The organism is Streptomyces sp. NPDC041814 (assembly GCF_055590565.1).
The window spans coordinates 57946-74492 of record NZ_JBVJAM010000018.1 but is presented as its reverse complement, the minus strand read 5'-3'; the positions used below and the strand labels follow the sequence as shown (position 1 = coordinate 74492).

At 71.5% G+C, this 16547-nt stretch carries 4 protein-coding genes; all 4 read left to right on the top strand.

The features are described from left to right. Window positions 1–165: 165 nt before the first annotated feature. Genes ACZ6C6_RS33095 through ACZ6C6_RS33080 form a run of 4 tightly spaced genes read left to right on the top strand, consistent with a single transcriptional unit; the run spans window position 166 to window position 16501 of the window. A complete protein-coding gene (locus ACZ6C6_RS33095) occupies window positions 166–12810 on the top strand; it encodes a non-ribosomal peptide synthetase (RefSeq protein WP_469208279.1) in 12645 nt (4214 codons plus the stop codon). Continuing rightward, entirely contained in the window at window positions 12807–13589 is a 783-nt protein-coding gene (locus tag ACZ6C6_RS33090) for a thioesterase II family protein (protein ID WP_330314387.1), read from the top strand. The genes ACZ6C6_RS33095 and ACZ6C6_RS33090 overlap by 4 nt, the downstream gene beginning before the upstream one ends. A 45-nt stretch (window positions 13590–13634) precedes the next feature. Then, window positions 13635–14672 carry a TauD/TfdA family dioxygenase gene (locus ACZ6C6_RS33085; RefSeq protein WP_469208276.1) on the top strand — a complete coding sequence of 346 codons (1038 nt, stop codon included), beginning with the start codon at window positions 13635–13637 and terminating at the stop codon, window positions 14670–14672. A gap of 8 nt (window positions 14673–14680) precedes the next feature. Next, the gene (locus ACZ6C6_RS33080) at window positions 14681–16501 is read left to right on the top strand and encodes a non-ribosomal peptide synthetase (protein WP_469208274.1); all 1821 of its coding nucleotides are present in this window, start codon (window positions 14681–14683) and stop codon (window positions 16499–16501) included. Window positions 16502–16547 lie beyond the last annotated feature (46 nt).

The window sequence follows — 16547 nt, the reverse complement described above, 5'->3', positions numbered from 1 at the left end:
GCTCCGGTGCGGCGGCGGACGGGGCGCGCCGCGCCTGCCGTTCGACTGCCGCCGCACCGCCGAACTGCTGGCCCTACCGCCGGAACAACTGCCTCTCGGCGCCCGGCCCCGGCGGTTGTATGGCACTCGCCCCGCCCCCTCCCGCCGCGACTCACAGGAGACCTCATGCCGTCCGACGCCACCGTCGCACCCGCTCCGGCCGTCTTCCGGCTGCCGCTCTCGGAGGCCCAGCGCGATATCTGGACGGCGCACACCCTGGACCCCACCCGCCTGAAGTACAACGTCGCGGAGTGCCGGGACGTCCTGGGCCCGGTCGACCCGGTGCTGATGGGTGCCGCCTGGCGCCGCCTCGTGGAGGAGGCGGACGTCATGCGCACCCGCTGCTTCGAGGACGACGGCGAGCAGGTGTGGCAGCTGATCGACACCGATGCGGGAGAGCGCACGCTCCCCTACACCGATGTGAGCGGTGCGGCGGACCCGGAGGGCGCGGCCTGGGGGCTGGTGGACGCGGCGGTCGGGGCGTCCTTCGATCTGACCGGCGAATGCCCGGTCCGCTGCATGCTGATCAAGCTGGCCGACGACCGGTACTTCTACTTCTACGCCTTCCATCACTTGGTCGTCGACGGCGCGGGCATGGGCATGCTGCTGCAACGGCTCGTCGAGTTGTACGAACGGGCGGTCGCCGGGGAGCCGTGGGGTGGCTCCCCCTTCGGTGGGCTCGCCGAGCTGTACGCCGAGGACTCCGCTTACCGAGCCTCCGAGCAGGCCACGGTCGAACGGGCTGCCTGGCGGCAGCACTTGGCGGGCGCTCCGGAGACGTTCCCCAGCCTGGTAAGGGGCGTCGGACGGGCCGCCCCCGCCCGAGCTCTGCTGCCCTTCGCCCGGCGCACCGTCCTCATCCCGGCAGCGGAGGCCGACCGGCTGCGTGCCATGGCGCGCGCCGAGCGGGTCTCCTGGCCGGTGTTCGTGGTCGCGCTGTTCACGGTCTACCTGCACCGTGTCACGGGCCTGGACGAGCTGATGGTCGCCCTGCCGGTGGCGGGCCGAGCCACGAAGACGGCCCGCAGCACGCCGGGCATGACGTCGAACATCGTGCCCCTGCGGCTCCGTGTGGGCGCGGACGAGTCCCTGCGGACCCTGGTACGTGCGGTGGCCGCCGAGGTCAAGCACGGTCTGCGCCACCAGTTGACGCGGTTCGAGGACATGCGCCGGGACGCGGGGACGCTCACCGGCGGTCGCAGGCTGACCGGACCGGTGCTCAACATCATGGCCTTCAACGCGGACCTGACGGTCTGCGGAAGCACCACGGTGAACCACAACGTGACCAGCGGCCCGGTGGAGGACCTCAACGTCACCGTGTACGACCTGGGCGCGTCGGACGGTTTCCGCATCGACTTCGATACAACGGTGGAGGGCGTCGACGTTTCCGCCGTGGCCGCCCACCAGGACCGCCTGGCCGCCTTCTTCACCCATGCGGTCGCGCCGTCCCCCGACAGGGTCGAGCCGGCCGAGCGGAGCGCGGCAGAGCTGGAGGTGCTGACCGCGGGTGAGCGGGAGGTGCTGCTCGGGGAGTGGGCCGGGGAGGTGGCCGCTCGGGACGATGTGTCACTTGTGCAGCGCTTCGAGGAGCAGGTGGCGCGGGTCCCGGATGCGGTCGCGCTGATCGACGGTGACCGCAGCTATACGTACGCGGAGCTCAACGCCACCGCCAACCGCTGGGCGCGCGAGCTGCGCGGGCGCGGCCTCGGACGGGGTGACCTGGCGGGCGTCCTCCTCGAACGCAACGCCACCTTCGCCACCGCGCTCATCGCCGTACTCAAGACCGGCGCCGGACATGTGCTGCTCGACCCGGACTTCCCGGACGAGCGTCTGCGCTCGGCGGCGGACGAGGCCGCGATCAGCCATCTGGTCACACGTACGGGGCTGGCGGGTCGCCTTGAAGGTGCATGGGTTACGTGTGTGGAGGGCCCGGATGATGTGGCCCACCATGAGGCGGGCAACCTGGGTGTGCCGCTCCACGGTGATGACCTCGCCTGCGTCATGTTTACGTCGGGCTCCACGGGGCGTCCGAAGGGCATCGTCTCCTCGCACCGCAACCTCGTATCGACCCTGGTCGGGCAGACCTATCTGCCGACGGGCCCGGACGAGGTCTACCTCCAGTCCTCGCCCATCTCCTGGGACGCCTTCAGCCTCGAATTCTGGGGCCCGCTCCTCCACGGCGCACGCGTCGTCCTCCAGCCGGGGCAGAAGCCGGAGCCCTCGCTCATTGCGGAGTTGGCCCCCAAGCACCGCGTCACGACGCTGCTGCTGTCGGCCAGCCTCTTCAACTACCTCACCGACGAACACCTCGAGACCTTCGACTCGGTCACCACCGCATACACGGTGGGTGAGGCGGCGTCCCCGGTACACGTGCACAAGCTTCAGACCCTCCGGCCCGGCATCAAGGTGCTCAACGGGTACGGCCCGGCGGAGGCGATGATCTACGCCACCACGCACGTCATCGAGCCCGGCGACGCCCCACACACCGTGATCCCCATCGGCACGCCGCTGGTCAACAAGCCGCTCTACGTCCTCGATACGTCACTGCGGCTGTGCCCGCCGGGCGCCACCGGTGAGCTGTACGTGTCCGGCGACGGCCTCGCCCACGGCTATCTGAACCGCCCCGACCTCACCGCCACCAGCTTCGTACCGAACCCGTACGGCGAGCCCGGCACCCGGCTCTACCGCACCGGAGACCTCGCCCACTTCGACCACCGCGGACGCCTCCACTACGAAGGCCGCGCCGACCACCAGATCAAGATCCGCGGCTTCCGCATCGAACCCGCCGAGGTCGAAGCCGCACTCCTCACCCACACACAGGTCACCCAGGCCGTCGTCACCAAGCACCACGACCAGCTCTCGGCCCACGTCGTGACGAGCGCTGACCCGGCGGAGCTCCGCCGCCACCTCGCCGACCGACTCCCCGAACACCTCGTCCCCGCCTACCTCACCCCGCTCGACCGCTTCCCCCTCATGCCGAACGGGAAGATCGACAAGCGCGCACTGCCCGAACCGGTCGCGGTGTCGTCGGGCGGTCGTACCCCGCGCACCCTGCTGGAAGAGGCCCTGACCGGCCTCTTCACCAGCACGCTCGACGTGCCGGGCACGCTGACGATCGATGACGACTTCTTCCACCACGGCGGCCACTCGATCCTCGCGGCCCGCCTCACCAACCGGATCGCGCAGGCTCTCGGTGTCCGGCTGACGATCCGGGACGTGTTCGAGAACCCGACCGTGGCGGGGCTCGCGGAGAAGGTCGGTGCGGCGAAGGGCATTCCGGCGCTGCCTCCTCCGTCCGCCGGTGAGGGTCCGGGCGAGGGACTGGCCCCCATGTCGTTCGCCCAGCGCCGGTTGTGGCTGCTGGCGGACCTGGACGGCGGGAGCACCGCGTACAACGTGCCGATGGCCGTACGCCTGGACGGCACCCTGGACGCCGACGCCCTGGAAGCCGCGCTCAACGACGTCATCGAGCGCCACGCGCCCCTGCGCACCCTGTACGAAACGGTGGACGGCGAACCGCGCCAGCGCATCCTCCCGGCCACCGGGGCGCGGGTGCGCATGGAGCGCCGCGAGGTGACCGCCGGGGAGCTGGACCACGCGGTGGCCGAGACGGGTCGCCATGTCTTCGACCTCCGCAGTGAACTTCCGCTCGCCGTAACGCTGTTCCGGCTGGACGACACCACGCACCACCTGGTCTTCGTGCTGCACCACATCGCCACGGACGGCCAGTCGGGCGAGGTGTACGTGACCGACCTGGCCCGTGCGTACGAGGCACGGATGGCCGGGGTCGAGGGGCGGGTGCTTGAGCTGCTGGCGGTGCAGTACGCGGACTACGCGGTATGGCAGCAGCGGGTGTTGGGCTCGGCCGAAGACGCGGACAGCGTGCTCTCCCGCGAACTCGCTTTCTGGAAGGGCGCCTTGGCGGACCTTCCGGAGGAGCACGGTCTCCATCTGGACCGGCCGCGGCCAGCGCGCGCCTCGCACCGGGGCGGTGAGGTGCCCGTCGACCTCGGTGACGACCTGTTCGCCCGCGTGGGCGAGCTGGCTCGCGCCGAGGGGTGCACCCCCTTCATGGTGGTGCACGCGGCCCTGGCCGCAGCGCTCACCCGCCTCGGCGCCGGCACCGACCTGGCCATCGGCACACCCGTGGCCGGGCGCACCGATGAGGCGCTGCGCGATCTGGTCGGGTTCTTCGTCAACACCCTGGTCCTGCGCACCCACACCGACGGCAACCCCACCTTCCGGGAACTCCTGGAACGCGTCCGCACCACCGACCTCGACGCCTTCGCCCACCAGGACGCACCCTTCGACCTCGTCCTCGACACCCTCAACCCCACCCGCACACTCGCCCGCCACCCCCTCTTCCAAATCTGCCTCACGCTGGAGACCGGCACACCGGTGCTGGCTCTGCCCGGGGTGCGACCGCAAGCCGTGCAGACGTTCGCCAACGGCGCGGCCAAGTTCGACCTGGAGTTCCTGCTCCGCACGGACGACGGCGAGGGCCTGCGCGGCATGGTCGTCTTCGCGGAGGACCTGTTCGACCGGTCCACCGTCGAGCGCATGGTGAGGGTGCTCAGCGAGGTGCTGCGCCAGGCGCTGGCCGACCCGGAGGCACGCATCGGTGACGTCGATGTGCTGTCGGCCGGTGAGCGAGCGGTGCTGCTCGGGGAGTGGGCCGGGGAGGTGGCCGCTCGGGACGATGTGTCACTTGTGCAGCGCTTCGAGGAGCAGGTGGCGCGGGTCCCGGATGCGGTCGCGCTGATCGACGGTGACCGCAGCTATACGTACGCGGAGCTCAACGCCACCGCCAACCGCTGGGCGCGCGAGCTGCGCGGACGCGGCCTCGGACGGGGTGACCTGGCGGGCGTCCTCCTCGAACGCAACGCCACCTTCGCCACCGCCCTCATCGCCGTACTCAAGACCGGCGCCGGACACGTACTGCTCGACCCCGACTTCCCCGACGAGCGCCTGCGGTCCGCCGCGACCGAAGCCGCCATCAGCCACCTCGTCACCCACACCGCACTCACCGACCGCCTCCCCGGAACCTGGACCACCTGCACCGAAAACCCGGACGACCTGACCCACCACGACACCGGCAACCTCGGTCTGCCGATCCAGGGCCAGGACGTGGCCTGCGTGATGTTCACCTCCGGCTCCACCGGACGGCCCAAGGGCATCGTCTCCTCGCACCGCAACCTCGTATCGACCCTGGTCGGGCAGACCTACCTGCCGACGGGCCCGGACGAGGTGTACCTCCAGTCCTCGCCCATCTCCTGGGACGCCTTCAGCCTCGAATTCTGGGGCCCGCTCCTCCACGGCGCACGCGTCGTCCTCCAGCCGGGGCAGAAGCCGGAACCGGCGCTCATTGCGGAGTTGGTCCCCAAGCACCGCGTCACGACGCTGCTGCTGTCGGCCAGCCTCTTCAACTACCTCACCGACGAACACCCCGAGACGTTCGACTCGGTGACCACGGCCTACACCGTCGGGGAAGCCGCCTCGCCCGTCCACGTACACAAGCTGCACAGCGCCAGGCCGGGCATCAAGGTGCTCAACGGGTACGGGCCGGCGGAGGCGATGATCTACGCCACCACCCACACCATCGAGCCCGCCGACGAGCCCCACACCGCCATCCCCATCGGCACCCCGCTGGTCAACAAGCCGCTGTACGTGCTCGACACCGCGCTCCGGCTCTGCGCACCCGGCGCCACCGGTGAGCTGTACGTATCCGGCGACGGCCTCGCCCACGGCTACCTCAACCGCCCTGACCTCACCGCCACCAGCTTCGTACCGAACCCGTACGGCGAGCCCGGGACCCGGCTCTACCGCACCGGCGACCTCGCCCACTTCGACCACCGCGGACGCCTCCACTACGAAGGCCGCGCCGACCACCAGATCAAGATCCGCGGCTTCCGCATCGAACCCGCCGAGGTCGAAGCCGCACTCCTCACCCACGCACAGGTCACCCAGGCCGTCGTCACCAAGCACCACGACCAGCTCTCCGCCTACGTCGTCACCAGCGCCGACCCCGTCGAGCTCCGCCGCCACCTCGCCGACCGACTCCCCGAACACCTCGTCCCCGCCTACCTCACGCCACTCGACCGCTTCCCCCTCATGCCGAACGGGAAGATCGACAAGCGCGCACTGCCCGAGCCGGTCGCGGTGGTAAGCACCGAGCGGGTGCCGCAGACGCAGCTGGAAGAGGTGACAGTTGCCCTCTTCAGCCGGGTGCTGCGCACCTCGGAGCCGGTGGGTGTGGACGACAGCTTCTTCGCCCACGGCGGGCACTCGCTGCTGGCGGCCCGCCTCACCAACCACATGGCCGATGTGCTGGGCGTACGGCTGACCATCCGGGACGTGTTCCAGCACCCCACGCCCGCGCGCCTCGCGCAGTACATCGCCTCGCTGAAGGGGCGGCCCGCGCTGCCGCCCCTGGTCGCGGGCGAGGCGGGCGACGGGCCGGGCAGCCCCGTCTCGTTCGCCCAGCGCCGCCTGTGGCTGCTCGCCGAGCTGGACGGCGGGAGCACCGCGTACAACGTGCCGATGGCCGTACGCCTGGGAGGCGCCCCGGACGTCGATGCCCTGGAAGCCGCGCTCAACGACGTCGTGGAGCGCCATGCGCCGCTGCGCACCGTGTTCACGACGGGCGACGGCGAGCCCCGGCAGCGCGTCCAGCCGGCTGCCGGAGCCCGGGTCGTCATCGAGCGCCGGACGTCGACGGCGGCCTCGCTGGACGGTGACCTGGACGCGGCCACCCGGCACCGGTTCGACCTCAGGACCGGAAACCCGCTGCGGGCCACCCTGTTCGACCTCGAAGACGGGCACCCCGTCCTGTTCCTGCTCTTCCACCACATCGCGACGGACGGCCGCTCGGCCGGTGTCTTCTTCGATGATCTGTCCCGGGCCTACGAGGCGCGGAGCGCGGGTGCGACCGCGAGCGTGCTTGAGCCGCTTCCGGTGCAGTACGCGGACTACGCGGTCTGGCAGCAGCGGGTGTTGGGCTCGGCCGAAGACGCGGACAGCGTGCTCTCCCGCGAACTCGCCTTCTGGAAGGGCGCCTTGGCGGACCTTCCGGAGGAGCACGGGCTGAGCCTCGACCGGCCCCGTCCGGCGGTGGCCTCGCACAGGGGCGGCCAGGTCGAAGTGGCCCTGGGAGACGACCTGTTCGAGCGCATCGGCGAGCTGGCCCGGTCCGAGGGCTGCACCCCCTTCATGGTGGTGCACGCCGCGCTCGCCGCAGCCCTCACCAGACTGGGCGCCGGCACCGACCTGGCCATCGGCTCACCCGTCGCAGGACGCACCGATGAGGCACTCAGCGAACTTGTCGGGTTCTTCGTCAACACCCTGGTCCTGCGCACCGACACGACCGGCAACCCCACCTTCCGGGAACTCCTGGAACGCGTCCGCACCACCGACCTCGACGCCTTCGCCCACCAGGACGCCCCCTTCGACCTCGTCCTCGACACCCTCAACCCCACCCGCACACTCGCCCGCCACCCCCTCTTCCAAATCTGCCTCGCTCTGGAGGCCGGGGAGGCTCCGGCGCTGGAACTGGGCGGCCAGACGGCCGAGGTGCGGGGGCTGACCAACGGTTCGGCCAAGTTCGACCTGGAGTTCCTGCTCCGGTCGGACGACAGCCGGGGCCTGCACGGGGTCGTCGTCTTCGCGGAGGACGTGTTCGACCGGGCAACCGTGGAGCGCATGGTGACCGTGCTCGGCGGGGTGCTGCACCAGGCCCTGGACGCCCCAGAAGCACACATCGGGGACGTGGAGGTGCTGTCGGCCGCCGAGCGGGGGCTGATCCTCGGGCCCTGGGCGGGGACCACCGCCGACATCGCCGAGACTTCGCTGGTCGCGCGCTTCGAGGACCAGGCCGCCCGAACCCCGGAGGCCGTCGCGCTCATCGACGGTGAGCGCAGCTTCACGTACGCGGAGCTCAACGCCACCGCCAACCGCTGGGCCCACCACCTGCGCGAACGCGGCCTCGGCCGGGGCGACCTCGCCGGCATCCTCCTGGAACGCAACGCCACCTTCGCTGCCGCCCTCATCGCCGTACTCAAGACCGGCGCCGGTTACACCCTGCTCGACCCCGATTTCCCGGACGAGCGCCTTCGCTCGGCCGGGCAGGATGCGGGCATCGTCCTGCTCGTCACTGACGACGTCCTCGGGCAGCGCGTGACCGGCCCCTGGGGTGTGGTCTCGTGCTCCGGCGGGGTGCCGGCGGATGCGGCGGCGGACAACCTGGGTGTGACGGTCACGGGGAACGACGTTGCGTGCCTGATGTTCACGTCGGGGTCCACCGGGCGACCCAAGGGCATCCTGTCCTCGCACCGCAACCTCGTCTCCACGGTCACCGCGCAGACGTACGGCAACTTCGGCCCGGACGAGGTGTTCCTTCAGTGCTCGCCGGTCTCCTGGGACGCCTTCAGCCTCGAATTCTGGGGCGCACTCCTCCACGGCGGCACCACCGTCCTCCAGCCCGGCCAGAAGCCCGAACCCGCCCTCATCGCCGAGCTGTCGCACCGCCACGGCGTCACGATGCTCCAACTCTCCGCCAGCCTCTTCAACTACCTCACCGACGAACACCCCGAAGCGTTCGCATCGGTCACCGTCGCCTACACCGGCGGCGAGGCAGCCTCCCCTGCCCACGTCCACAAACTCCAACAGCTCTCGCCCCACACCACTGTCGTCAACGGATACGGCCCCGCCGAGTCCATGGGGTTCACCACCACCCACACCATCGCCCGCGCCGACGCGCCCCACCCCACCATCCCGATCGGCGCGCCTCTGACCAACAAGGCCGCCTACGTCCTCGACGCCACCCTCCGACCCGTCCCGCCCGGTGTCACCGGCCACCTCTACCTCACCGGACACGGCCTCGCCCACGGCTACCTCAACCGCCCCGACCTCACCGCCACCACCTTCATCCCCAACCCCTACGGCGAGCCCGGCACCCGGCTCTACCGCACCGGAGACCTCGCCCGGTTCGACCGCGAAGGCCACCTGCACTACGAAGGCCGGGCGGACAGCCAGGTCAAGGTGCGCGGCTTCCGCATCGAACCCGGTGAGATCGAGGCCGCGCTCCTCACCCACCCCCACCTGACCCAGGCCACCGTCACCACCCACCGCGACCAACTCGCCGCCTACGTGGTCACCGACACCGAGACCGCCACGGAAGACATCCGCCGACACCTCACCGACCGGCTCCCCGAGCACATGGTCCCCGCCTACCTCACCGTCCTGGACCGGCTCCCCCTCACCCCCAACGGCAAGATCGACCGGCGCGCCCTGCCCGAACCGGCCGCCGTCGTCTCGCAGGGCCGTGCGCCGGGGAGCCAGCTCGAAGAGGTCACGGTCGCCCTGTTCAGCAAGGTTCTGGGCACACCGGTGCCCGTGGGTGTCGAGGACAGCTTCTTCGCCCATGGCGGGCACTCGCTGCTGGCGGCCCGCCTCACGAACCACCTCGCCGAGGTGCTGGGCATCCGGCTGACCATGCGGGACGTGTTCCAGCACCCGACGCCCGCACGCCTCGCCCAGCACATCGCCACCCTCGACGGCCGGCCCGCGCTCCCGCCGCTCACCGCCGGGGCCTGGTCCGGTGACGGCGACGCGCCCGTGTCCTTCGCCCAGCGCCGCCTGTGGCTGATGGCGGAGCTGGACGGCGGCAGCGCCGCGTACAACGTACCGATGGCGGTAAGGCTGACCGGCCCGCTGGACGCCGGGGTGCTCGACGCGGCGCTGCACGACGTGGTCGTACGCCACACCCCGCTGCGGACCGTGTTCGCGACGGTCGACGGCGAACCGCTCCAGCACGTCGTGCCGGCCGCGGAGATCCAGGTGCCCTTCGAGTGCCGCGAGGTGACCTCCGGCGAGCTGGACCGCGCCATGGCCGGGGCCGCGCGCCACGTCTTCGATCTCCGCAGCGAACTCCCGGTCCGGGCCACCCTGTTCGAGGTCGATGACGACTCCTCGGTGCTCCTCCTCCTGCTCCACCACATCGCGACGGACGGCCGGTCCACCGGAGTGCTGTTCGATGACCTGTCCCGGGCCTACGAGGCGCGGAGCGCGGGTGCGACCGCGAGTGTCCTGGAACCGTTGCCGGTGCGGTACGCGGACTACGCGGTCTGGCAGCAGCGGGCGCTGGGGGCCGTCGACGACGCGGACAGCGTGCTCTCCCAGGAGTTGGCGTTCTGGCACAAGACGCTGGAAGGGCTCCCCGAGGAGCACGCGCTGAACCTGGACCGCCCGCGCCCCGCACGCGCCTCGCACCGGGGCGGTCAGTTCGAAGTGGCCCTGGGAGACGACCTGTTCGAGCGCATCGGCGCGCTGGCCCGGGCCGAGGGCTGCACCCCCTTCATGGTGGTGCACGCGGCCCTGGCCGCAGCGCTCACCCGACTGGGCGCCGGCACCGACCTGGCCATCGGCTCACCCGTCGCAGGACGCACCGACGAGGCCCTGCGCGATCTGGTCGGGTTCTTCGTCAACACCCTGGTCCTGCGCACCCACACCGACGGCAACCCCACCTTCCGGGAACTCCTGGAACGCGTCCGCACCACCGACCTCGACGCCTTCGCCCACCAGGACGCACCCTTCGACCTCGTCCTCGACACCCTCAACCCCACCCGCACACTCGCCCGCCATCCCCTCTTCCAAATCTGCCTCACGCTGGAATCCGGAGGCGTTCCGGAGCTGCGGCTCGGGGACGCGACGGTCACCGCGATGCCGGATGTCACGAGCGGCGCGGCCAAGTTCGACGTGGAGTTCCTGCTCCGAACGGACGACAGCCGGGGGCTGCGGGGCACGGTGATCTACGCGGAGGACCTGTTCGACCGGTCCACCGTCGAGCGCATGGTGAGGGTGCTCGGCGAGGTGCTGCGCCAGGCACTGGCCGATCCCGAGCTGCGCGTCGGTGAGCTGGACGTGGTGTCGGCCGCCGAACGGGGGCTGATCCTCGGGCCCTGGGCGGGGACCACCGCCGACATCGCCGAGACTTCGCTGGTCGCGCGGTTCGAGGACCAGGCCGCCCGAACCCCGGAGGCCGTCGCGCTCATCGACGGCGAGAACAGCTTCACGTACGCGGAGCTCAACGCCACCGCCAACCGCTGGGCCCACCACCTGCGCGCACGCGGCCTCGGCCGGGGCGACCTTGCCGGCATCCTCCTGGAACGCAACGCCACCTTCGCCGCCGCGCTCATCGCCGTACTGAAGACCGGCGCCGGGCACGTGCTGCTCGACCCGGACTTCCCTGACGAGCGCCTGCGGTCCGCCGCGACCGAGGCCGCCATCAGCCACCTCGTCACCCACACCGCACTCACCGACCGCCTCCCCGGAACCTGGACCACCTGCACCGAAAACCCGGACGACCTGACCCACCACGACACCGGCAACCTCGGCCTGCCGATCCAGGGCCAGGACGTGGCCTGCGTGATGTTCACCTCCGGCTCCACCGGACGGCCCAAGGGCATCCTGTCCTCGCACCGCAACCTCGTCTCCACGGTCACCGCGCAGACATACGGCAACTTCGGCCCGGACGAGGTGTTCCTCCAGTGCTCACCCGTCTCCTGGGACGCCTTCAGCCTCGAATTCTGGGGCGCACTCCTCCACGGCGGCACCACCATCCTCCAGCCCGGCCAAAAGCCGGAACCCGCTCTGATCGCCGAGCTGTCCCACAAACACGGCGTCACGATGCTCCAACTCTCCGCAAGCCTCTTCAACTACCTCACCGACGAACACCCCGAGGCATTCACCACCGTCACCATCGCCTACACCGGCGGCGAGGCAGCCTCCCCCGCCCACGTCCACAAACTCCAACAGCTCTCGCCCCACACCACCGTCGTCAACGGATACGGCCCCGCCGAGTCCATGGGCTTCACCACCACCCACACCATCACACCCACCACCGAACCCCACCCCACCATCCCGATCGGCTCACCCCTCACCAACAAGGCCGCCTACATCCTCGACACCACCCTCCAACCCGTCCCACCCGGCGTCACCGGCCACCTCCACCTCACCGGCCACGGCCTCGCCCACGGCTACCTCAACCGCCCCGACCTCACCGCCACCACCTTCATCCCCAACCCCTACGGCGAACCCGGCACCCGCCTCTACCGCACCGGAGACCTCGCCCACTTCGACCACGAAGGCCACCTGCACTACCAGGGCCGCGCCGACAACCAGGTGAAGATCCGAGGCTTCCGCATCGAACCCGGTGAGATCGAGGCCGCGCTCCTCACCCACCCCCACCTGACCCAGGCCACCGTCACCACCCACCGCGACCAACTCGCCGCCTACGTGGTCACCGACACCGAGACCGCCACGGAAGACATCCGCCGACACCTCACCGACCGGCTCCCCGAGCACATGGTCCCCGCCTACCTCACCGTCCTGGACCGGCTCCCCCTCACCCCCAACGGCAAGATCGACCGACGCGCCCTGCCCCAACCGGCCGCCGTCGCCTCGCAGGGCCGCGCCCCGCGCAACCCGCTGGAAGAGACCCTCACCGGCCTCTTCGCCCGCACGCTGGGGGCCGAGGAAGCACTGACCATCGATGACGACTTCTTCCACCACGGCGGCCACTCCCTCCTGGGCGCCCGCCTCACCAACCACATCGCGGTCTCCCTGGACGTCCGGCTCACCGTCCGCGACGTCTTCGAGCACCCGACACCGGCCCGACTCGCCGAGCACATCACCGCGCTGAAGTCCGCGCCGGCCGCCAAGAAGGCCCGGCCCACCCTCCGCCGTCGTACCGAGACAGAACGGATCAGCTCATGACCTCCGTGTCCCCCGCCCCCGAAGACGTCGTCTGGGACCTTCCCGGTGACGGCCCGCACCGCCTCTCGCTGCTGGTGCTGCCGCACGCCGGGGGCAACGCCCACGCCTACGGCGGCTGGCGCGAGCACCTGCCGGCCGATGTGCGGCTGCTGATCGGCCAGTACCCGGGCCGCGGCGCCCGCTACTGCGAGGACCTGCCGCTGTCCGTGGACGACCTGGCGCAGCCCGTGGTGGACTCGCTGCCCGCCGACACCGGTGAGCTGGTGGTGCTGGGGCACAGCATGGGGTCGCTGGTGGCCTTCGAGGTGGTACGCGCCCTGCGGGCCGCCGGCCGCACTCCGCGCCTGCTGATCGCCTCCGCGTGCCGGGCGCCGGTGCTGCCGAACCAGTGCCCCGTGCATCCGGAACTGCTGGACGACGACCAGCTGGTCGCGGCCATCAAGGAGCGCGGCGGCACCGACGACGGCATCCTCGACGACCCCGAGCTGCGCGAGATCGTCCTGCCGTCCATCCGCGCCGACTTCGCGATCGACGATGCCTACCGGTGCACCGCCCCGAACGCCCAACTGGACTGCCCCGTGGCGGTGTTCGGCGGGGACGCCGACCCGATCGTCCCGGCGGAGATGCTGGCGGGCTGGTCGCTGGTGACCGGGCACGAGGTCGAGCCGCAGGTGCTGCCCGGTGACCACTTCTACTTCCAGCAGGACCTGGCGGGCTTCTTCGCCCGTCTGAACCCGGTCCTCGACGCCCTGCGCGACTCCGCCGCCGCGTCCGCGTAACCCCACCCACTTCGTTCGAACCAAGCCGAGAAAGAGGAACCCATCGTGACCGCTCTCGCCCAGCCGCCTGCCGCCGCCACCGGTATCGCCCCCGTTCGCGAGCCGGGCAAGCCGGTGATCGTCCACACGCCGGAGTTCGGCACCATGGCGGAGGCCACCGCGTGGCTGAACGCCCAGCGGCATGCGATCCAGGCCGAGTTGCACCGCTCCGGCGCGGTCATGCTGCGCGGACTGCCGGTGCGGGACGCGGCGACGTTCGCCGAGGCACGTGACGCGCTGATCGCGGAGCGGGCCGGCTACAAGGAGAAGGCCACCCCGCGCACCGACTTCGGTGAGGGCGTGTTCTCGTCCACGGACCTGCCGGCCGTCCAGCCGATCCGGCTGCACAACGAGAACAGCTACACGCTGGACTTCCCCGGTGTGCTGCTCTTCGGCTGCGTCACCGCGCCCGAGACCGGCGGCGCGACGACGGTCGGCGACATGCGGGCGGCGCTCGCGAAGCTGCCGCCGGAGCTGACCGCGCGGTTCGCGGAGGCCGGCTGGCTCCTCGTACGCAACTACTCGGACCTGGCGGGCATGCCGTGGCGCAAGGCGTTCTCCTCGGAGGACCCGGCCGGTGCCGAGGAGTACTGCGACGCGCACGCCATCGGCTACGACTGGCTGGACGAGGACACCCTGCGGACGCGGCAGCGGCGTTCGGCGATCATCACGCACCCGGTGACCGGCGAGAAGGTCTGGTTCAACCACTTCGCGTTCTGGAACGCCCGCAGCCTGGACGAGGACGTCCGTGACGTGCTGGTCGAGACGTTCGGCGCGGAGGGGCTGCCGTTCAACACCTTCCTCGGGGACGGCACCGCCCTCACCGACGCGGAGGTGGACGCGATCAACGACGCGTACCAGGCGGTCACCGTACGGGAGAGCTGGCAGAACGGTGACGTGATGCTCGTGGACAACATCCTCTGCGCGCACGGCCGCGAGGCGTTCACCGGCGAGCGGAAGATCCTCGTCGCGATGGGCGAGCCGGTGCCGCTGTCCGACTGCTCGCCCGCCTCCGCCCCCTCCACCACCCTGTACGGAAAGTGAGCCCCGCCATGACCGCCGTACTCCCCGAGCGCGCGACCGCCCACCCGGCCGGCTGCCGCCCCTGCGAGACGTTCACGGCCGCCGGGACCGGCGCCGCCGACCTGATGGCCCGGCTCGCGGCCGTGCCCGGCGACCGCACCGCCGTGGTCGCCGGCGACCAAGAGCTGACGTTTGCTCAGTTCCGGCAGCACGCAGCGTCGTTCGCGGCCGGGATCGCCCGGCTGGGCGCCGGTCCGGAGAGCGTCGTGGCGCTCTGCCTGCCGCGCGGGGCCGACCTGGTCACCGCGATCGTCGGCACCCTCACGGCGGGCGCCGCCTACCTGCCCGTGGACCCGGCGCTCCCCGAGGAGCGGCGGCGGCTGCTCCTCGAGGACTCCGGCGCCGACCTGGTGGTCACCGACGGCACCGGTCCGGCGCTTCCCGGCCACCGGGCCGTCACGGTCGGCGAGCTGACCGCGCTCCCCGGCGGGGCGTTCGCGCCGGTGCCGGTGGGGCCGGACGCACTCGCGTACGTCATCTACACCTCCGGCTCCACGGGCCGGCCCAAGGGTGTGGAGATCGCGCGCGGTGCGGCCTCGCTGCTGCTGCGGGAGCTGGAGGACGAGGGTGCGGCGCGCGGTGAGGGGCGGCGGGTCGGATGGAACGCGTCGCCGTCGTTCGACGCGTCGGTGCAGCAGTGGGTGCGGCTGTCGCGCGGGGACACGCTGGTGATGATGGACGAGGAGACCCGGCGCGACCCGGCCATGCTGGCCGCCTTCATCGACGCGCAGGGGCTCACCGACCTGGACATCACCCCGTCGCACGCCGAACCGCTCCTGGACCTGCTCACCCCGGACGGCGGCCCGCGCCCGCTGACGCTGCTCGTCGGCGGCGAGGCGATCGGCCCGGCGCTGTGGGACCGCCTGGCCGACGCCCACCGGGCGGGTGTGCTGCGCGCGGTGAACGTGTACGGGCCTACCGAGTGCACGGTCGACGCGACGGCCGGCTGGATCGAGGAGCCGGGCGAGCCGCACATCGGTGCCGTGCTCCCCGGGCTGCGGATGCGGCTGCTCGACGCCCGCATGGTGCCGGTCGGGCCGGGTGAGGCCGGGGAACTGTATCTCGCCGGGCCCCGGATCGCGCGCGGCTACCGGCGCAGCCCCCACCTGACCGCCCAGCGTTTCGTCGCCGACCCGTTCGGCGCGCCGGGGAGCCGCATGTACCGCACCGGGGACCGCTGCCGGCTGCTGCCGGACGGGCGCCTCGTGCACCTCGGGCGGCTCGACGGGCAGGTGAAGCTGCGCGGCCACCGCATCGAGGTGCAGGAGATCGAGGCGACGCTGAGCCGGGCGGGCGCCACGGAGGCGGCGGTGGTCCTGGGCGAGGACGCCGGGGGCACACCGTGCCTGATCGCCTACCACCGGGGCGGGGACGCCAGCGCGCTGCGCAGCGCCGTGGCGGGGGCGCTGCCCACGTACATGACGCCGTCCGCGTTCGTCGCGGTCGACCGGTTCGCGACGACACCCAGCGGCAAGCTGGACCGGTCCGCGCTGCCGGCCCGGATCGAGGCGGCCTCGCCGGTCGAGGCGCCGGAGCGGGGCGCCGGGCTGAACGGGCGGGCGGAGGAACTGATCGGCCGGGTGTGGGCGCAGGTGCTGGGCGCCGCGTCGATCGGCCCGGACGACAACTTCTTCAAGCTGGGCGGCCACTCGCTGCTCGCCATCAAGCTGGTGTCCCGCGTACGTGCCGAACTCGCCGTCGCGCTTCCTGTGAAGGCGGTGTACGCCCACCCGAGGCTGCGTGATCTCGCCGCCCACATCGAGGAGTTGACGGCCGCCAAGGATGGCTGACCGCCGTCTGTGCCCCGTCCCGTTCTCCCGCCCTCCCCCGTCGTCC

Excerpts from the sequence above, each read along its gene's own strand:
- ACZ6C6_RS33080 (WP_469208274.1), top strand. The coding sequence starts at position 14,681 with ATGACCGCCGTACTCCCCGAGCGCGCGACCGCCCACCCGGCCGGCTGC.
- ACZ6C6_RS33090 (WP_330314387.1), top strand. The coding sequence starts at position 12,807 with ATGACCTCCGTGTCCCCCGCCCCCGAAGACGTCGTCTGGGACCTTCCC.
- ACZ6C6_RS33095 (WP_469208279.1), top strand. The coding sequence starts at position 166 with ATGCCGTCCGACGCCACCGTCGCACCCGCTCCGGCCGTCTTCCGGCTG.